The organism is Burkholderia sp. TSV86 (assembly GCF_001522865.1).
Taxonomy (GTDB): domain Bacteria; phylum Pseudomonadota; class Gammaproteobacteria; order Burkholderiales; family Burkholderiaceae; genus Burkholderia.
On sequence record NZ_LOWB01000131.1, the window covers coordinates 41,336 to 61,003 of the forward strand.

Annotated in this window: 14 protein-coding genes and 1 pseudogene; 8 read left to right on the top strand and 7 right to left on the bottom strand. The window is 63.1% G+C overall.

Features of this window, described 5'->3' with window-relative positions; translation table 11 throughout:
• Window positions 1-82: 82 nt before the first annotated feature.
• Entirely contained in the window at window positions 83-1,000 is a 918-nt protein-coding gene (gene epsC, locus WS68_RS24205) for a serine O-acetyltransferase EpsC (protein ID WP_059573257.1), read from the top strand.
• Between the two features lie 50 nt (window positions 1,001-1,050).
• On the opposite strand, the gene WS68_RS24210 is transcribed toward epsC, so the two are convergent.
• From WS68_RS24210 to WS68_RS24220, 3 genes are all read right to left on the bottom strand, one after another.
• The gene (locus WS68_RS24210; protein ID WP_059573290.1) at window positions 1,051-1,854 is read right to left on the bottom strand and encodes an SDR family oxidoreductase; all 804 of its coding nucleotides are present in this window, start codon (window positions 1,852-1,854) and stop codon (window positions 1,051-1,053) included.
• A gap of 9 nt (window positions 1,855-1,863) precedes the next feature.
• A complete protein-coding gene (gene folE / locus WS68_RS24215) occupies window positions 1,864-2,583 on the bottom strand; it encodes a GTP cyclohydrolase I FolE (protein WP_059573258.1) in 720 nt (239 codons plus the stop codon).
• Between the two features lie 94 nt (window positions 2,584-2,677).
• A complete protein-coding gene (locus tag WS68_RS24220; protein WP_059573259.1) occupies window positions 2,678-3,601 on the bottom strand; it encodes a LysR family transcriptional regulator in 924 nt (307 codons plus the stop codon).
• A gap of 262 nt (window positions 3,602-3,863) precedes the next feature.
• Between WS68_RS24220 and pobA the strand changes: the two genes are divergently transcribed.
• The 7 genes from pobA to WS68_RS24255 all read left to right on the top strand — a co-directional run bounded on the left by pobA (window position 3,864) and on the right by WS68_RS24255 (window position 10,943).
• On the top strand, window positions 3,864-5,078 hold the full coding sequence (gene pobA / locus WS68_RS24225) for a 4-hydroxybenzoate 3-monooxygenase (RefSeq protein ID WP_059573260.1): 1,215 nt from the start codon (window positions 3,864-3,866) through the stop codon (window positions 5,076-5,078).
• 182 nt (window positions 5,079-5,260) lie between these two features.
• A complete protein-coding gene (locus tag WS68_RS24230) occupies window positions 5,261-5,980 on the top strand; it encodes a 3-oxoacid CoA-transferase subunit A (protein WP_059573261.1) in 720 nt (239 codons plus the stop codon).
• 18 nt (window positions 5,981-5,998) lie between these two features.
• Window positions 5,999-6,673: a CoA transferase subunit B gene (locus WS68_RS24235; RefSeq protein WP_059573262.1), complete on the top strand. Its 675-nt coding sequence runs from the start codon at window positions 5,999-6,001 to the stop codon at window positions 6,671-6,673.
• A 171-nt stretch (window positions 6,674-6,844) separates the two neighbouring features.
• A complete protein-coding gene (locus tag WS68_RS24240; RefSeq protein WP_059573263.1) occupies window positions 6,845-8,203 on the top strand; it encodes a 3-carboxy-cis,cis-muconate cycloisomerase in 1,359 nt (452 codons plus the stop codon).
• A gap of 12 nt (window positions 8,204-8,215) precedes the next feature.
• Complete coding sequence (pcaD, locus tag WS68_RS24245) at window positions 8,216-9,001, top strand: 3-oxoadipate enol-lactonase (RefSeq protein WP_059573264.1); 786 nt, start codon at window positions 8,216-8,218, stop codon at window positions 8,999-9,001.
• 13 nt (window positions 9,002-9,014) lie between these two features.
• Window positions 9,015-9,401 (top strand): 4-carboxymuconolactone decarboxylase, encoded by a 387-nt coding sequence (gene pcaC, locus WS68_RS24250; protein WP_059519481.1) that lies wholly within the window; start codon window positions 9,015-9,017, stop codon window positions 9,399-9,401.
• A 186-nt stretch (window positions 9,402-9,587) separates the two neighbouring features.
• Entirely contained in the window at window positions 9,588-10,943 is a 1,356-nt protein-coding gene (locus WS68_RS24255) for an aromatic acid/H+ symport family MFS transporter (protein WP_059573265.1), read from the top strand.
• Window positions 10,944-11,072: 129 nt separating this feature from the next.
• Here WS68_RS24255 and WS68_RS24260 read toward each other — a convergent pair whose 3' ends face one another.
• From WS68_RS24260 to WS68_RS24270, 4 genes and pseudogenes are all read right to left on the bottom strand, one after another.
• Window positions 11,073-11,321, bottom strand: coding sequence for a hypothetical protein (locus WS68_RS24260; protein WP_059573266.1), 249 nt, complete (start codon window positions 11,319-11,321; stop codon window positions 11,073-11,075).
• A gap of 118 nt (window positions 11,322-11,439) precedes the next feature.
• The gene (locus tag WS68_RS24265; RefSeq protein WP_059573267.1) at window positions 11,440-12,060 is read right to left on the bottom strand and encodes a LysE family translocator; all 621 of its coding nucleotides are present in this window, start codon (window positions 12,058-12,060) and stop codon (window positions 11,440-11,442) included.
• A gap of 576 nt (window positions 12,061-12,636) precedes the next feature.
• Window positions 12,637-13,012: pseudogene (locus WS68_RS27045) on the bottom strand (transposase); the annotation flags it as partial.
• A gap of 179 nt (window positions 13,013-13,191) precedes the next feature.
• Window positions 13,192-19,665, bottom strand: coding sequence for a non-ribosomal peptide synthetase (locus WS68_RS24270; protein WP_082710283.1), 6,474 nt, complete (start codon window positions 19,663-19,665; stop codon window positions 13,192-13,194).
• Window positions 19,666-19,668 lie beyond the last annotated feature (3 nt).

Consider the following 19,668-nt stretch of genomic DNA (forward strand, 5'->3'; position numbering starts at 1 on the left):
GCGGCAAAAACGCGGTAATCTTGCGGAACCCGTCACTTTTATCGGTGGCCGCGCGTCGGCGCGCGGCCATGCGTTTTTGCCTATGTCGAAATTTGCCCGAAACTGGGGCCTCGAACAGATCGTCGCCGAATTGCGCGAATCGCGCGAGAGCCTGCATCGCACGCGTCATCCGCGCGGCATTCGCGAACTGCCGTCGTATGACGCGATAAGCAAGATCGTCGTCGGGCTGCGCGCGTCGCTTTTTCCGACGCATTATGGTGCGCCCGACTTGACCGACGAGAGCGTCGACTATTACGTCGGCCATACGCTCGAGAGCACGTTGCGCTTGCTTGCCGAGCAGATCCGCCGGGCGCTGCCGTTCCTGCCGGAGCATGCGCAAACGCCGTCCGCCGTTCTGGCCGAGCGCGCATTCGAGATCGCACGCGAGTTCGGCACGCAGTTGCCCGCCATCCGCGCGCTGCTCGTCAGCGATATCCAGGCAGCGTATACGGGGGATCCCGCTGCGCAGCACATCACCGAAATCCTGCTCTGCTATCCGGGGGTGCGCGCGATGATGCATCACCGGTTCGCACATGCACTCTATCGGCTCGGCGTGCCGCTCCTGGCACGCTTCATCAACGAGATCGCGCATTCCGCGACCGGTATCGACATTCATCCCGGCGCGCAGATCGGTTCGAGCTTCTTCATCGATCACGGCACGGGCGTCGTGATCGGCGAAACCGCAATCATCGGCGAGCGCGTGCGGCTTTATCAGGCGGTCACGCTCGGCGCGAAAAGTTTTCCCGCCGATGGTGATGGCACCCTCGTCAAGGGCAACGCGCGGCATCCGGTCGTCGAGGACGACGTGGTGATCTACGCGGGCGCGACGATTCTTGGCCGCGTGACGATCGGCCGCGGCTCGGTGATCGGCGGCAACGTGTGGCTGACGCATAGCGTGCCGCCCGGCAGCAGCGTCGCGCAAGGGAAGATTCGCGAAGGGGAGCGGGCCGAGAAGGATTGACGAAAGCCCTTGCCGTCGCGGCCCCTGTTGGTTCCGTGAACGGCAACCCGCTAGCGCTGGCTGGCGGGCGAGCGGTGCTTGTACAGTACGTCCTGATCGACGCGAATCAGATTCTGTCCAGCATCGACGACGAAATCGACGCCGTTGTACGCAGCGCCCGTCAGCAACAGGATCGCATCGGCGACATCGTCGGGGCCTGCGATGCGCGCAAGCGGCGTCGATGCGCGGCTCGCATGCGCGAAGTCAGCCGGGGTTTGGTCGTCGCTTGGCAGCATCAGCCCCGGAAACACCGCATTCACACGCAGCACCGGGTTCGCCGACAGCGCAAGCATCTGCGTCAGATTGCCGAGCGCCGTCTTCGCGACCGTGTAGCTGAAGTGGTCGCGATGAAAATTTTCCTTGATTTTTTGATCGACCACGTTGATCACGACGCCTTGCGCGCCGGTGGCTTTCGCTCGCTCGTAATACGCGCGCGTGAGCAGAACCGGTGCGCGGCAATTGACCGCCCATGACTGATCGAACGCGGCGAGATCGAAGCTCGGCAAGTGGTCCTGCCAGAACACCGACGCATTGTTGACGAGCACGTCGAGACGATCAAAGCGCCGATAGACGGCATCGACGAGCGCGACGATCGCGTCCGGCTGAGCGAGGTCCGCTTGCAGCGCAACAGCTTCGCCGCCCGCGGCGCCGATTGCGCGCACGGTATCGTGCGCGCAATCGGCCGACCGGTCGTAATGCACCGCGACGCGATAGCCGCGCTGCGCGAAGCGCATCGCGAACGTGCGGCCCGCGCGGCGCGCGGCACCCGTCACGAGTACGACAGGTGCGGGGCCTGGATTGGGATTCGACTGCATCGACTGCATTCAGGTGTTCGTCAGATTGACAGCGGAAGGATTCGCGACGATCGACAGGAATTCGCGCCGCGTCGCCGGATCGGTGCGGAACGTGCCGAGCATCCGCGACGTGACCATTTCGACGCCCGGTTTATGAATGCCGCGCGTCGAGATGCACTGATGCGCCGCCTCGAGAATCACGCCCACGCCTTTCGGTTGCAGCACGTCGAACAGCGTGTCGGCGATTTGAACGGTCATCTTTTCTTGAATTTGCAGACGCTTCGCGAACGCGTCGACGAGCCGCGCGAGCTTCGAAATGCCGACGACGCGATGATTCGGCAGATACGCGACATGCGCGCGCCCGATGATCGGCACCATATGATGTTCGCAATAGCTTTCGAAGCGAATGTCTTTCAGCACGATCATTTCGTCGTAGCCGTCGACTTCGCTGAAGGTGCGCGCGAGGATGTCGCGGGGTTCGAGCGCGTAGCCGGAGAAGAATTCCTCATACGCGCGCACGACGCGCGCGGGCGTGTCGATCAACCCTTCGCGTTCGGGATCGTCGCCGGCCCAGCGCAGCAGCACGCGCACGGCTGCTTCGGCGTCGTCCCGGCTGGGCCGGGCCGCATTCGAGCGCGCATGACTCGCGCCGGGGGTTTTCTGCTTGCTTGCCGTTTTACCGGCTGTCTTGCCCGCTGCGTGGTGAGCAGTCGGCGTGGCGGCTTTGTCCGCGGTCTTTCCTTTAGCCATGTGTCGTGCCCTGTGTATGTACCGCCGATCTCTCGGCCAGATCGGCCATTGTTTCATGCTTTGGCCTTGCGTGTGCGCCGCCGCATGGCCGCGCTTATTTGGGCCACTCATCCAGCGCATCGTTGAAGAGGCCGGCGACGACGCCGCGCAGCCACGCAATGCACGAATCGTTGTGGAATTTACGATGCCAATGCTGCTTCAGGTCGAAGCGGGGCAGCGGCAGGGGCGGTTCGACGAGCGCGATTGCCGCGTGCTCGGCCGCATAGGCGTAGCCGATCGCATGCGGCACGGTGGCGATCAGATCAGTGCGGCTCAGGATGAACGGCAGGCTCATGAAGTGAGGCGTTTCGAGCACCGCGCGCCGCACCAGCCGATGTTTCGCGAGGTGCCGCTCAAGCAGTTCCTGGCTGCGGCCCTCCGCACGCACGACTGCGTGGCCGCACGCGAGAAACCGCTCGAGCGTGAGCGGTTGCGTGGCGAGCGGGTGGCCACGCCGCAACAGACAGATGAAGCGGTGCGTGAAGAGCCGCTGCTGAAACACGTTGCCACCGCCGAGATCGGGAAAATAACCGACCGCCAGGTCGACGTCGCCGTCTTCGAGTGCGCGCCCGACTTCGAGGTGCGGCAGCGACACGGAGCGCAGGTTCGCGTGCGGCGCGTGCTGAGCAAACGCTTGCAATAAGCGCGGCAGAAACACGATCTCGCCGACATCCGACAGCGCGATTGAAAACGTGCGCGTGCTCGTGGCCGGATCGAACTGAACCGGTGCGCCGAGACCGCGCTCGATGTTCTCGAGCGCGGCGCGGGCGGCGGGAAGCAGGGCGAGTGCGCGGGGTGTCGGCTGCATGCCGCGCGCCGTGCGCACGAACAGTGGATCGCCAAAATGCGCGCGCAGCCGGCCGAGCGCGGCGCTGACGCGCGGTTGCCCGACGCCGAGCAGTTCGCCCGCGCGGCTTGCATTGCGCGTCTCGTCGAGTGCAACCAGGTATGGAATCAGGTTCAGATCGAGGTTGGGCATCGAGGGGAGCACTATCTGGATTTTGTATACAACTTATCCATTGAATTGTCTTGTTGAATAGTCGGGAGAGTATGGACAATGGGGCCGCCAATCCAATCAACGTTGGGCTTGGCGTGAGACGGAGTGCGAAATATGACGGCGGAGGCAGTGCCGAAGCGGTCACTCTGATCGACACAGGGCGCTGAAGCGCAAACCCCAGTCAATCAAGGCATGCGACCGGAGGGGGCGCTAAAAGCCCGTTCCGATCGGCAAGGAGACAAACATGCGTACCCAAGTCGCAATCATCGGCGCCGGACCGGCAGGCTTACTGCTTTCACATCTGCTGCGTTTGCGCGGCGTCGAATCGGTCGTGGTCGAAACGCGTTCGCGCGATTACTGCGAGAACCGGATTCGCGCCGGCGTGCTTGAGCAGGGAACAGTCGATACGCTGAACGAAGCGGGGCTCGGGGCGCGGATGCGGCGTGAAGGGCTCGTTCATCGCGGTATCGAACTGCTGTTCGACGGCGTGCGTCACCGAATCGACTTCGGTGAGCTGACGCCCGGCCGGGCGATCACCGTCTACAGTCAGCATGAAGTCGTGCGCGATCTGATCGCGGCGGCGTGCGAGCACGGTCAGCGCTTGTATTTCGGCGTGCACGACGTCGCGTTGCACGACGTTGCAACCGGGCGCCCGTCGGTGACGTTCACGGACACGGACGGCCGCGAGGGCCGGATCGATTGCGACTATATCGCTGGCTGCGACGGCTTTCATGGAATATCGCGCCAGACGATTCCAACCGAACGGCTGGCCACGTTCGACCGAGTTTATCCGTATGCGTGGCTCGGCATCCTGGCCGATGCGCCGCCGTCGCTCGACGAACTTGTTTATGCGCATAACGAGCGCGGCTTCGCGCTGTTCTCGATGCGCTCTCCGAGCGTGACGCGGTTGTACCTGCAATGCCGGCCTGATGAAAACGTCGAAGAATGGACGGATGCGCGTATTTGGGATGAACTGCACCGGCGTTTCGCGAACGACAGCGGCTGGACGCCAACCGAAGGCCGGATTATCCAGAAGAGCGTGGCGCCGATGCGCAGCTTCGTCTCCGAGACGATGCAATACGGCCGGCTCTTTCTCGCCGGTGATGCCGCGCATATCGTGCCGCCGACGGGTGCGAAGGGAATGAATCTCGCGGTTGCCGACGTTCGCGTGTTGGGACAAGCGCTCGCCGCGCATTACCGGGACGGCCGCAACGATCTGCTCGAAACGTATTCGTCGACGTGCCTGGAGCGGGTATGGCGCGCCGAGCATTTCTCGTACTGGATGACGAACATGCTGCATCCGTGCGCCGACGATTCACCGTTCGTGGCCCGTCTGAAGCGCGCCGAGCTGAAGTACGTCACACATTCAAGCGCGGGCGCTCAGGCATTGGCGGAAAACTATGTCGGCTTGCCGTTCGACGACAAGGCGAAGATGTATTCGATCGATGCGGCGGCTTAAGTGCCGCTGGTGACAACGCGCCTTGACAAGCTGGCGCACGCATCCCTATGATTGGCCAATCGTTCGTTTAACGAATCTAAGTTCATATTTCGAACAAAAGCGGTGGTGTATGCCGCCGCCCGTGAACGCATGCCGTGCTCCCGCCGCGCGGGGCCGCACACGGATTCGCATCAGGAACAGACATGGTCAACAAGATCTTCGATTCACTCGACGCGGCGGTTGCCGATATTCACGATGGCGCGACGGTCATGATCGGCGGCTTCGGCACGGCTGGCATGCCCGCCGAGCTGATCGACGCGTTGATTGCCCAGGGCGCGCGTGACCTGACGATCGTCAACAACAACGCCGGCAACGGCGAAACCGGCTTGGCCGCGCTGCTGAAGGCCAAGCGCGTGCGCAAGATCATCTGCTCGTTTCCGCGCCAAGCCGATTCGCAGGTATTCGACGCGCTGTATCGTGCGGGCGAGATCGAGCTGGAACTGGTGCCGCAAGGCAATCTCGCCGAACGCATTCGGGCGGCGGGCGCGGGGATCGGTGGTTTTTTCACGCCGACCGGTTACGGCACGAAGCTCGCCGAAGGCAAGGAGACACGCATGATCGACGGCAAGCATTACGTGCTCGAGGCGCCGATTCGTGCCGATTTCGCGCTCATCAAGGCGCTCCAAGGCGATCGTTGGGGCAACCTCGTCTACCGGAAGACGGCGCGCAACTTCGGCCCGGTGATGGCGACGGCCGCGAAGACGACGATCGTCCAGGTGTCTGCCGTCGTGCCGCTTGGCGCACTCAATCCCGAGCATATCGTGACGCCGGGTATTTTCGTGCAACGGATCGTCGAGGCGCCGCAGGCCGCGCATGCCGCCGAACTGGCCGCGTGCGCCGGGCATGCCGGCCACGCCGCGTGAATTCCCGAGGAGAACAAGATGAAACGATTGACTCGCGACGAAATGGCCAAGCGCGTCGCGCAAGACATTCCTGAAGGTGCGTATGTGAATCTCGGAATCGGCGTGCCGACGCTTGTCGCGAATCATCTCGATTCGGACAAGGAGATTTTCCTGCACAGCGAAAACGGGCTGCTCGGAATGGGTCCCGCTCCCGCGCCCGGCGACGAGGACGACGAACTCATCAATGCCGGCAAGCAGCACGTGACGCTGCTGACGGGCGGCGCGTACTTCCATCACGCGGATTCGTTCGCGATGATGCGCGGTGGGCATCTCGACTACTGCGTGCTCGGCGCGTTCCAGGTTTCCGCGCAAGGCGATCTGGCGAACTGGCATACGGGAGCGCCGGATGCGATTCCCGCCGTCGGCGGCGCGATGGATCTTGCTATCGGTGCGAAGCAGGTGTTCGTGATGATGGAGCATTTGACGAAACAGGGCGACAGCAAGATCGTCGCGCAATGCTCGTATCCGGTGACGGGCGTGCGCTGCGTCGATCGCATCTATACCGATCTCGCCGTGCTCGATGTGACACGCGATGGGCTCGCGGTGCGGGAGATCTTCGCGGATATTTCGTTTGACGAATTGCAGCGGCTGACCGGCGTGCTGCTGATTGACGCGACGGGCAACGCGAAAGCGGCGCAAACCGCTGCTGCGTGATGTGAAGGCGCGCGTCATCTGCCGCCGTCTGCCGTTATTTGCGGCAGAAGAGGCGGGCGCGGCGTTGCATGGAGGCCGAACCCGCGCCCACCGACGCGCACGAGCGCGCAACAACCGGCGCTTCGGTGGACAATAAGCGCATTTCTCATTTCTGATTTTCCGATCGACCTCATGCTTGAAGACAGCGCCCGCCTGAGTTCCCTGATTTGCGGCATCGAATCGTTCAATGCGATCTGGTCGCCGCGTGCGACATTGCAGCGGATGCTCGATGTCGAGGCGGCGCTTGCTCGCGCGCTCGCCGCGCATCAGGTGATTCCGGCGAGCGCCGTGCAGCCGATCGAGGCCGCGTGCGTTGCCGGCGCGCTTGACCAGCAGGCGCTTGCGCGCGATGCGGCGCTTGGCGGCAATTTGGCGATTCCGCTCGTCAAGCAGCTGACTGCGCGCGTGAAGGCACACGATGCCGAAGCGGCAAAGTACGTGCATTGGGGAGCGACCAGCCAGGACATCATCGATACCGCGACAGTGCTGCAATTACGCGATTCATTCGATGCCCTCGAGCCGCTGTTGGACGATACATGCGCGAAGCTCGCATCGCTTGCCGCCGCGCATCGCGATACGCCGATGATCGGCCGCACGTGGCTGCAGCAAGCGCTGCCGATCACGCTCGGGCTGAAGTTCGCGCAATGGCTCGATACGCTGCTGCGTCACCGTGAGCGGCTCAACGGGCTGCGCCGAACGACACTCGTATTGCAATTCGGTGGCGCGACGGGCACGCTCGCGAGTTTGCGCGATGCGTCGCCTGCCGTCGCCCGCTCGCTCGCGGACGACTTGCGGCTCGTGCTGCCAGCCGTGCCGTGGCATACGCAGCGTGACCGGATCGCCGAAGTCGCAGGATATTTCGGGATGCTGATCGGTACGCTCGGCAAGATCGCGCGTGACATCTCGCTGTCGATGCAAACCGAAATCGGCGAGCTTGCCGAGCCGGCCGCGGCCGGCAAAGGCGGCTCGTCGACGATGCCGCACAAGCGCAATCCGGTCGGTTGCGCGGCGGTACTGACGGCGGCCGTGCGGGCGCCGGGGCTCGTTGCAACCATATTCGCCGCGATGGTGCAAGAGCACGAACGCGCGCTTGGCGGCTGGCAGGCAGAGTGGGAGGCGCTGCCCGAGCTCGCGCGGCTTGCGGGCGGCGCGCTTGCGCAAATCGCGCAGATCGCCGCCGGCTTGCAGATCGATGCGGCGCGGCTTGCCGCGAATCTCGACGCGACGCGCGGCCTCGTGCTCGGCGAAGCGGTGATGCTTGCGCTCGGCGACAAGATCGGCCGGCTCGACGCGCATCATCTCGTCGAGCGCGCGTCGCGCGAGGCTGTACAGAGCGGCGGTACGCTATACGACGTACTTGCCGCCGACACGGAGGTTACCGCGCATCTGGCGCCCGACGCATTGCGGCGGTTGCTCGATCCCGCTCATTACGTCGGCGAAGCGCGTACTTACGTCGACGCCGTGCTCGCGCTTTACGCGGGCCGTCACTAAGGAGAGATTGCGATGCCTTTCGCGTCAGTCAATGGAATACGGCTGCATTACCGGATCGACCGCGCCGCGCGCGCCGACGCGCCGTGGCTCGTGTTTTCGAATTCGCTTGGAGCGGATTTGTCGATGTGGGCGCCGCAGGTAGGCGCGCTCGTGCAGCATTTCAATCTGCTGCGTTACGATACGCGCGGTCACGGCCATTCGGAAGCGCCGGCCGGCTCATATACGCTCGAGCAACTGACAGGTGACGTGCTCGGTTTGCTCGATCATATCGGCGCCGAACGCGCGCATTTTTGCGGGGTGTCAATGGGCGGGCTCACGGGCGCCGCGCTTGCCGCGCGGCATTCGGCGCGAATCGGGCGCGTGGTGTTGGCCAATACCGCTGCAAAAATCGGTTCTCCTGAAGTATGGGCGCCGCGTGCGGCGAAGGCGCGTAGCGAAGGGATGGCCGTGCTCGCCGACGCCGTGCTGCAGCGCTGGTTTACGCCCGCGTTCTTCGCGCGCGAGCCGCGTCTGATCGATGTGATCCGCGATGTGTTCGTTCACACGGACCAGAACGGCTACGCAGCGAATTGCGATGCATTGAATGCCGCCGATTTGCGCGATGAAGTGTCTCGCATTGCCGTGCCGACGCTCGTTGTGACAGGCGCGCACGATCAGTCGACGCCGGCCGGCCAGGGGCGCGCGCTCGCTGCGGCGATCGCCGGGTCGAAGCATGTCGAGTTCGACTGCGCACATATTTCCAATATCGAATGCGCGGACGATTTCAGCCGCGCGCTGATCGATTTTCTGACGGCCTGAAGCGAGTCTCGGCATGAATGACGACCAACGTTACGAAGCGGGCATGACCGTGCGCCGCGCCGTGCTCGGCGATGCGCACGTCGATCGCTCGCTTGCGAGCCGCACCGAGTTGACTGACGAATTCCAGAATTTGATCACCCGATACGCATGGGGCGAGATTTGGACGCGCGAAGGGTTGCCGCGTCACACCCGCAGCCTGCTGACGATCGCGATGATGGTCGCGCTGAATCGCGGCGAGGAACTTGCGCTGCATTTGCGTGCGGCGAAGAACAACGGCGTGACACGTGATGAAATCAAAGAAGTGCTGCTGCAGACTGCGATCTATTGCGGCGTGCCAGCTGCGAATTCAGCGTTTCATCTCGCGCAGCGGATCTTCGGTGAAGAGGACGCGCCTGCCTAAGTCGGCCTACTCGGCTTGACGCCGCGCGCAACGCAACGGCCCCGTAGAGGCCGCTTGCGTGGGCGGCATACCGAACGAAACCGCCGTCCGCGTGCGACGGCCAGCGCTGGCATCGAATCGGCGTGGTGAGAGGGCAACGAGACAAGAGGACGTGGCGAGCGTCCACGGCAACTCAAGGAGACATTCATGACCGATTTTGCGCGCCAGCTCGATGTGCAGCAATTTATCGACGAGCAGCGCTTCTCGCCTTATCAGTGGCTGATTCTAGTTCTCTGTTTTCTGATCGTTGCGGCCGACGGCTTCGATACCGCCGCGATTGGCTTCGTTGCCCCCGCGCTTGGCCAGCAATGGCATGTGACGAAGGCAGCGCTTTCGCCGGTGATGAGCGCGGCGCTCGTGGGCCTAGCGCTTGGCGCGCTCACCGCGGGGCCGATGGCCGACCGGATCGGCCGCAAGCGTGTGCTGGTCGGGTCGGTCGTATGGTTCGGACTCTTCAGCATCGGCTGTGCATTCGCGAATTCTGTTGTCGAGCTTGCGATACTGCGTTTGCTGACCGGGCTCGGGTTGGGTGCCGCCATGCCGAACGCGACAACCTTGATGGCCGAATACGCGCCACGCGCGAAGCGCTCGTTTCTCGTCAATACGATGTTCTGCGGCTTCACGCTCGGTTCGTCGGCCGGTGGCCTGGTTGCCGCCGCGCTGATTCCCGAGCACGGCTGGCGCAGCGTGTTCGTCGTCGGCGGAAGCGCGCCGCTCGTGCTCGGTGTCGCGTTGCTGATTGCGTTGCCCGAATCGATCCGCTTCATGACGCTGCGCGGCGCGCGTCCGGACCGGATCGCTGCGGTGCTGAGCAGGATCGCTCCGGGCGTGTCGTTCGATCGAGTGCGTTTCGTGTTGCCTGAAGAACAGGGCGAAGCGCGATCGGGAGCCGCCGTCGTCTTGTCGCCGCGCTATCGCACTGGCACCGCGATGCTGTGGCTCACCTACTTCATGGGCCTGCTCGTTTATTACCTGCTGACGAGCTGGCTGCCGACGCTGATTCGCGACAGCGGTTTTTCCGTGCGCGACGCGGCGCTCGTCACCGCGCTGTTTCCGCTGGGAGGCGGGATCGGCGCGATCGTATGCGGTTGGCTGATGGACCGCTTCGAGCCGCATCGCGTGATCGCCGTCACCTATGCGTTGACCGCGCTGTTTGTCTGGATGATCGGCTGGCAGGCCGGACATCTTGCGTTACTGGCGACCGTCGTGTTTATTGCGGGTGTTTGCATGAACGGCGCGCAATCGTCGTTGCCCACGCTCGCCGCTGCGTTTTATCCGACGAGCGGACGAGCGACCGGCGTCGCATGGATGCTTGGCGTCGGGCGCTTTGGGGGAATTCTGGGGGCTTTTTCGGGAGGCTTGCTGCTGCAGGCGCAGCTCGGATTCAGCACGATTTTCTCGATGCTCGCGGTGCCGGCGCTGATCGCCACGGGCGCGCTGCTCGTCAAGCGTTCGGCGGCGCGGCGGCAGGCGGCTGCGCCTGTGTCGACCGGTATCGCCTGATGGCCGGGCGATGGAACGATTCCGGTTACGTGGTTCGTTTCGTCGCCGGATCGCCACCGAATCGTCGTCGGAGCAATCGGGCATACGCGCGGATCGTTCCGGCGTAGGGCGCACGGCGGGCCGGCAAGCTCATTCCTCTGCGTCGTGGACTTTCGCGAAGTGCCGCAGGTAGGCGCGTAGCGCCGCTTCACGGCTGCGGCGATCGGCGGTTGTCGATGCGCCCATTGTTTCCTCGTCGCCGAACAACGCGGACGGCGCGCCGTAAGTGCCCACTTCGACACGTTCGCGCAGCACCCGGATCAAATGCGCGCGGTGACGATATTCGGCGATCCAGTGCAGCCCCTCGATCCGATCGCCTGCTTTCAGCAATGGCTTCATCAGCGTCCTCCCAGCCGGGACGGGTTCGCACGGCGGCGAACCGGCGTCAGGATTGCAGCGTACGCCTTGCCGGGACGGATCACAACGAGGGACGACACCAAGGCAAACGCACGGCGCGTCAGTCAGCCGCCAGTATTTTTGACAGCAGTGGATAAAGCGATAGCACGAGCAGTGCTGCCATCATGACGTTGAATGTGCGCAGCCGGCGCGAATTCGACAGAAGGCCGCGCATTCCCTGGCCGAATGCGGCCCAGACGCAAATGCTCGGCAACCCTACCGCGATGAACACGAGCGCCATCCATGCGGCGTTGAGGCCATAGTCGGCCGAGAGCTGAATCGTGGTCGCGGCGGTCAGTACCATCATCCACGCTTTCGGATTGATCCATTGGAACGCCAGGGCTTCTATGAACGTCATCGGGCGCGATTTGCCGTTTTGCGCACGCACTTCGCCGGACGTGCCGATACGCCACGCGAGGTACAGCAAATACACGACACTGGCGGTCTCAAACAAGGTGTAAAGCATCGGGATGCGTTTAAATGCTTCACCGAGGCCGAAACCGACCGCAAGCATCAGGATCGCTACGCCGGCGCTGATGCCGAATATGTGCGGTAATGTGCGGCGAAAGCCAAAGTTGACGCCGGATGCGAGCAACATGGTGTTATTCGGGCCCGGCGTGATCGACGTGACAAGCGCGAACAACAGGCCGGCTGGTAGCGCGCTGGCGGTGAGATGGTCCATGTGATGCTCTCTTTTTTGCACTGAAATCGTTGAGGGTGAGAGCAAGTCTAGTGGACAGTATCTGTACAGTACCGAGCCAATTTGACGAATGATTACCAGTACGGAACTGGTGAGCGGGCAATTCAACTGCTTATTGGTGTTGTCTCTCAGAAAAGATGTCCGTAGTCTCAATAAGTTGTCTTTGAATAATTGACTGCCGTCCTGTGCGTAAAAGCTGCGACCAGCCTCGACTCGCAGAAAGTGATAGCGAATATTTTCCGACTTGGGCTTCTGGCGCAATGTTTGATCAAGATCGCTGTATCATTGTTGCCACGTTGGAGGCGCCTACCGCCCGTTCACGGTTGAGGCTCATCCGCGCGAACGGGCCTGGAAAGTCATTCTCTAACTGTCTACGGAAGAGTGAGGAGGCATGAACGGTGACTGCGATGTAGGGCCTCGCGAATAAGTTGAAAATGAAGAGGGATGCAGTCCCTAGCCTTTGCCATGGTGCTGGTTGCCTCGGAACCGCAGTCTCAGATCGACTCGACTGACGACGAGCGATTGGGCCTGAACAACGGCCTCCAATCAGCGCTTACTCACCGCGTCGAACTCGATCAGCCGATCCCGATTCTTGCTGAATACCGAGTGATGCCAGAGTGCATCCTCAATCGACGACAGGCCGACGAACCGCCGGAACAGCAGGTTGCACGAGATCTGCTCGACCAACTACCGCTCGCCGCGGATGCTGTACAACAGCTGGAGCAGCTTGGCTGCCCATCAGCTTCTCCGGCGCGATGCTCGGGCGGCCACCCTTGACGTCTGCTTCGTAGATCGCCGAAAACTTGGCATCCCTCTTCGAAAGCGCTTCGTCCAGTCACGTCCGGATCGGCCGCAACGGATGGGTCTGCGGAATACACTCCTCCAGCCTGACCGTGCTGAACGACGATTCGTTGTAGCCGTCGGCGCCTCGCATCTGCTCCCTCTTCGTTGATCTCGGGAGACTGCATCGTGCGGGATAGGCCAAGGTATTTCAACGGCCTGTTGATGGCTTCGTCGTTCCTCGATCGACTGATGCTTTGGATCTCGTACGATGGAAACCGATTCTTGCGAAGCATCTGGCGCGCCGCGCGCGGAAGCGCGGCGCGCCACGACTCAGGGCTGCACTTGCGCCAGGTATTCACCCAGGATATCGCCGAGCAGCGGCGCACGCGTCTTCAGAAAATAATGGCCGCCGTCAGGCAGGCGCCGAACCTGAAGATCGAGATTCAGATGCCCCCAGTTTTCCGCCTGCCCTTCGTCCCCGCGTGTGAGCGGATCGTCGTCCGCCAGCAGGCACAGTGCCCGGATCGGACGACGGAACACCAACTGCTCACGCCAGATTTTCAGCAGGATCTCATTGGCCCCGACTGCGTCGTTGCGATACGCGGCGGCAAGCCGTGCCCGAACCTCGACATTCTCGTCGACATTCAGGTCCAGCCCGGTCACATCGGTCAACCATTGCAGAATCTCGCTGTCGTCCAGCTGCTGCGTCTTCGCGATCTGTTGCTTCAGGATTTCCACCGGGCGCAGTACCTTGCCCGAAAACACGATTGCGGACACGTGCATCCCCGCATCGATGGCCTGGGCGGCGAATTCCACCGCTGGCCCGCATCCCGAGCAATGACCCCACGCGACGACCTCCGATACGCCGGCTTCACGCAATTCCTCGACGCAATGCCGTGCGAGCTGCGTCGCCGGCAGCAAGCCACGATCGATCGAAGGATCGTTACCCGGCGGCTCCGCCGCGAACACCTGCAGATCGAGGCGTTCGCGCAGCGCGTTAGCCGCGTGTTGGAAATTGACGGCATTGCCGCCCGCGTAACTGAAGCAGACAAGCGCCGGTCCCGATCCTCCACTGGCCAAACGATGCAGGATGCGGGGCGCGACCTGCCGGTCGCTCTCGATACATGCCGCGAGGCGCGCCGGCGTTTTATACGTGAACAGATCGACGAGCGTATATCGGCCTTGCGAGCGCATCGCCGCCGACATCGCGAGCAGCGAATTGCCGCCGAGCGCGAAGAAGCTGCTGTCGCGCCCGATCGCCTGGGCCGGGATCTTCAACAGCTCGGACCATTGCGCCGCCAGATCCTGTTCAAGCGCACCGGCAGGCGGCTGTACCGCCGGCTGGTCGACCCGAAGCTGCGGCGCGCACCAGGCGAGCAGCGCCTTCTTGTCCACTTTGCCCGCCGCGTTCAGCGGCAAGGCCTCGCATCGCAGGACGTATTCGGGCAGCATGAAGTCCGGCAGTTGCGCCGCGATCCGCTGCCGAACCTGATCCGGATCGGCTTGCCCCTGCACCACTCCGATCAGCCGGCCGCCGTGTTCGCCCGCTTGCAGCACCACGGCGGCGTTGCGCACATGCTCGATCGCCAGCAACGCATTTTCAATTTCGCCGATCTCGATCCGCATGCCACGAATCTTCACCTGCTCGTCCTTGCGCCCGAGGTAGGCCAGCACGCCGTCTGCGCGCCATTTGCCAACGTCGCCGGTACGGTACAGGCGCCCGTTCGACCATTGTCCGAGCGGGTGTGCAAAATCGAATGCCGTGCGGGTCTTGTCGGGCGCATTGATATAGCCGCGCCCCACCCCGACTCCCGATACGCAGATTTCGCCCGGCGTGCCGAACGGTACCGGTCGGTCCTGATCATCGAGGATATGAATCCACATGTTGCGGATCGGCTTGCCGATCGGCACGATGGCGTTGGCCGGCGGCGCCTCGAGCATGTGATGCGTGATGTCGTCGGATGCCTCGGTGGGGCCATAGGCATTGACCAGCCGAATCTGCGGATACAGGGCGAACCAACGCACCACCAGTTCGTGCTTGAGCGCCTCGCCCGTTTGCAACAGCACGCGCAACGCGCCCAGATCGACAGGATGCTGCTCCAGGTATTCGAGCAGCAGCGCGAAATACGATGGAACGATTTCCAGCACGCTCACGCCGTCCTGCTTCAAGCGCGCGCAGAAGGTGGCCGGATCCAGTTGAATGTTTTTCGCATAGACCACGGTCTGCGCGCCGCACACGAGCCCGGTCAGGGCCTGCCAGACCGAGACGTCGAAGGTGACGGGCGCGGTTTGCGCCAAAACGTCCGAGTCGTTCAGCGCCAGATCCTCGATCTTTGCCAGCATGTGATTCAGCATGCCGCTATGCTCGAGCATTGCCCCCTTGGGCTTGCCCGTCGAGCCGGATGTAAAGAGCACGTAGGCCAGATCGTCCATCCCCGGGCGGCAGATAGTCTGCGTGCCGGCCGGGAGATCAGCCGGTACATGCAGGCGAACCGGCGCCTCGTGTCCCTGCAGCAGAGCCATGAAGCGCGCATGCTGATCGCGCTCGCAAATCAGGTCGCTGACGCGAGCTTCGTTCAGCAGCTCCAGGATGCGTGCGTCCGGATAGTCTGCGTCCAGCGGCATGTAGACGGCCCCCGCCGCCATCACGCCCACGATGCTTGCGATCCATTCGACCGAGCGCGGCAGCGCGATGGCCACCACGCGAGGAGCACCGGCACGCGCCGGCAGTACCGAGGCGACCGCGCTCGCCGCAGCGGCCAGCGCTTCGAAGCTCAGCATATGCCGTGCGTCGCGCAGTGCGATTTTTCGTGGCGTGCGCTGCGCATGATCCAGGATCCGATGAATCGCCGTATGAGACGGCAGCGGGCGCTGCTCGCCCCGCCCGAGGCGCGCGAGCAGCGCCTGCTCGGCGGGCGGAATCAGTTCGGCCAGCCAGTAGGGTTGTTCGGCATCGTCGGCAATGGTGCGCAGCGCATTCAGGTAATACTCGCCAATCCGCGCGACATGCTCTGCATCGAATTCGTTGCGGTGATAATGCAGGCTCAACTGCACCTGATCGGTATAGGCGTTCTGCGAGAATTCCGCGCGTAGCGGGAACTCGGTCTCCGCCCGAACCCGCACGTTCAATGCATTCATGCCGGGCAGCGCACGCAGCGCCTTGAGCATATGGAAGTGCGTGAAGTTGAAGACGGCCTCGAACAGCGTCTGCGTGGTCTCCAGCATCGCCTTCATGTCAGCCATCGGGAACCGGCGATACGGCAGGAATTCGACCTCCTGCGCATGAAGGCGGCGCACCAGCGCCGACCAGGATTCGTTGGTCCGAAGCTCGGTCAGCAAGGGTATCGAATTCAGGAACAGGCCGATCGCCTGATCGACCTCGGCTTCTTCCGGACGCCCGCTGTGCTCGTAGCCGCTGACCACCGTTCGGGTGTTCGCGAGCAGGCCGAGTACCCGCATATGCACGCCGAGCAGCACGGTCTTGACGGGCACGCCAAGCCGCGCCGCCAGGGCGCGAAGCGCGTCGGAAAGAGCTGGCGCGATCTCGATATCGTGATACGCGATGACGGGCACGTCACCCTCGCGGGCGCGCAGACGTGGCAGCGGCATCGGCGCGTAATCGCGCAAGGCGGTCCGCCAGTATGCCTGGGCGTCGGGATCAGCGCGTGTCGTTTGCTCGACGGTCACGTATTTGCGCAGGAAGTCGTCATTGAAATCCGTGGCCGGCAGCGCGCCCTGCCGGGCCAGATGATAGAGGCGCAGCAGCTTGGTATGGAATTGATTGATGCTCCAGCCGTCCAGCGCCGAATCGTGAAAGCTCAGGATGTAGCGGAACTGTTGCGACGACAGCACCTGGATATGAATGCGAATCAGGCCGGGCTGCTGCCAGTCGAACTGATAATGGCTTTCCTGCTCCATGAACTGCTCGAGCCGCTGAGCCTGCCGGTCGGCATCCTCGTCGCGCCAGTCTTCGATAAACAGCGGCAGTGGCGCATCGCGATGCACGATCTGGACGAAACTGTCATACCCCTGCAGGTGATAGCTGGTTCGAAGGATCGCGTGATCGGCCACCATTCGTTGCGCGGCTTGGCGAAATGCCTCCGCTTCGAACCGGCCGTCCAGCGTATAAACCTGGATATCGTGGTACCACGATGCGCCCTTGTTCAGCTCGCTTTGGAAAATCAGGCCGGCCTGCAGCTGTGACATCGGATAGGCATCCTCGATGTCAGGCGGCAGACGGGACCGGTCTTCATCGCTCAACAACGAGAAACGCCGGTAGGCCGGCTCGTCGACGGGCCGTGCATGCCCAAGCAGTGGAACCAGGCCGGCAATCGTCGGATGACTGAACATTTGCTGGAAGCTGATCTCGAAGCCGAGCTTGCGAGCGCGGCTGATAACGCCGAGCGCCGTGATCGAATCGCCGCCGAGGCTGAAGAAGCTGTCGTGAATGCCCACCGAGTCGACGCCGAGCACCTCGGACCAGATCGCCGCCAGCGCCTTCTCCGACTCGGTGCGCGGCGACGCCTGCGATGCCCTGAGCGCGAGTTTCTGCGGATTCGGCAATTTCGCGCGGTCGAGCTTGCCGTTCGGCGTGAGCGGGAAATGATCGACTACGACGAGGTACGCCGGCACCATGAACTCAGGCAGATCGCGTAACAAGGCCGCTCGGACCGCAGCCTCGTCGTAGCCTGTCTCGGGCCGGACGTAGGCCGCCAGGAACTTGCTGCCATCCTCACGCGCGAGCGCGATCACGCGCACATCACGCACTAGGGGATCGCGCTGGATCGCGGCCTCGATCTCGCCGATCTCGATGCGGTAGCCGCGAATCTTGACCTGGTGATCGATCCGGCCGAGATACTCGATCTGGCCGTCGGCCAGCCAACGGACCAGATCGCCGGTCCGATAGAAGCGCTGCGCGAGGGGAGCAGGCAGGATGCAGAACTTCTCGGCGGTCAGTTCCGCGCGATTGAGATAGCCGCGCGCCAGATTGACACCGCCGATGTACAGTTCGCCGGGCACGCCGATCGGAACAAGACGCTGCTGGGCATCGAGGATGACTATACGGGTGTTCTGGATCGGCAGGCCGATCGGCACCGATGCACGCCGCTCGCCAGGCTGGCATTCGTAGGCGGTTACATCGACCGTGGCTTCCGTTGGCCCGTACAGGTTGACGAGACGGGTTTGCCACGGTGTGCCGATCTGCGTGAAGAAGCGCTCGGATTGATGCAGGGTGAGTGCTTCGCCACTCGTGAATACAATCTTCAGTGAGCGAGCTTGCGGTGCGCGCGCATCGACCGACTGAAGGAACGCGTCCAGCATCGACGGCACGAAATGCATGTGGGTGACGCGATCGCGCGCGATAGTCTCGAGCAATGCAGCGGGATCCTTTTCGCCGCCAGGGCGCAGCAACGATACGGCGGCGCCGGAAAATGCCCACCAGAACAACTCCCAAACGGAGACGTCGAATGAGATCGGCGTCTTTTGCAGGATGACGTCGCCAGGTTGCAGCCCATAGGCATGCTGCATCCATTCGATACGATTGAACACCGAACGATGCTCGATCATCACGCCCTTGGGATTGCCGGTGGAGCCCGAGGTATAGATGAGGTAGGCCAGTTCGCCGGCATCCAGGCCGAGCGCGGGATTGGCCGTGCCCTCCGCGGTCGCGGCGAAGTCCAGCACGGGTAGCGCATGCTCGGCAAGATCGGCGGGCACGCCGTCGGTCCCGTCGACAAGAACGAAACGGGCCTGACTGTCTTCCAGGATGTAGCGGCGGCGGTTGTCCGGATAGCTCGGATCCACTGGCACATAGCAGGCACCAGCCTTCAGCACCCCGTAGATCGAGCTCAGCATGCCGATGCCGCGTGGCAACATGACCGCCACCGCATCGCCGGGACGTACTCCGCGGTGTATCAGGTTCCAGGCGATGACATTGGCGCGCGCGTTCAGCGTCGCGTAGTCGAGTCGCTCGTCGTCGCTGATCACAGCCAGTTGATGTGGCATGTCGAGCGCGCGCGCCTCCAACATCTGCTCGAGACGCAGGTGGCGCGTGAATTCGCGTGTCTGTCCGTTCGTGAAGCGCTCGGCAATGGCGCGCTCCTCGTCGCAGCATGGAACGAACTCGCCCAGCGTCTGCTTCGGCGCACCCGCGATCTGCTCCAGCAGTCCGACGATATTGCGCAGAATCGACCGGCGATAAGCCAGCGGATACAGTGCCGCATCGGCGTGGAGGCTGATCCGCCCGTTGGCCGACAAGTCGAAATCGATTTGCAGCGTGCCGGGCTGGCGCGTCAGCGGCTGTGCCCCGGCCATGCGCACACACAGATGAAGGCCGAAAATCAGATGCGGGCCCGGTTGATCCAGCAGCAGCCGGATTTCCTCGAAGCTGCCGTCACCGAGTTCCAGTACATCCAAAATCTGTTTGCGGTGCTGAAGCATCGCGTCGGCGGCACGCTCGTGCGGAGCGGGCGCAGCATGCTGGAGGACGAAGTGACTGGCGTGCGAGGCGCCGGCGATCGAGTAGCCGAAGCGCAGCGGATAGTCGGCGGGCGCGTAATAGTGCGCCAGCAGGTTCAGTCCGACCGATAGCAGAGCGCAGATATTGTGTTCGTCGCCTCGCGTGATTTTCTGTAGCGCCTGGAACGCCACGTCCGACATCCGACCGTCCACGGATTCCGGATCGCCTGGATACCCGGGCATGGGTGGCAATTGTGCCGGCAGGCCGTCGGCATCGAGCTGGCGCTGATAATAGGCAACGCGCTGCAGGCGCGATTCGTCCTGCAAGGGGGTGAAAACGCTGGACATCAG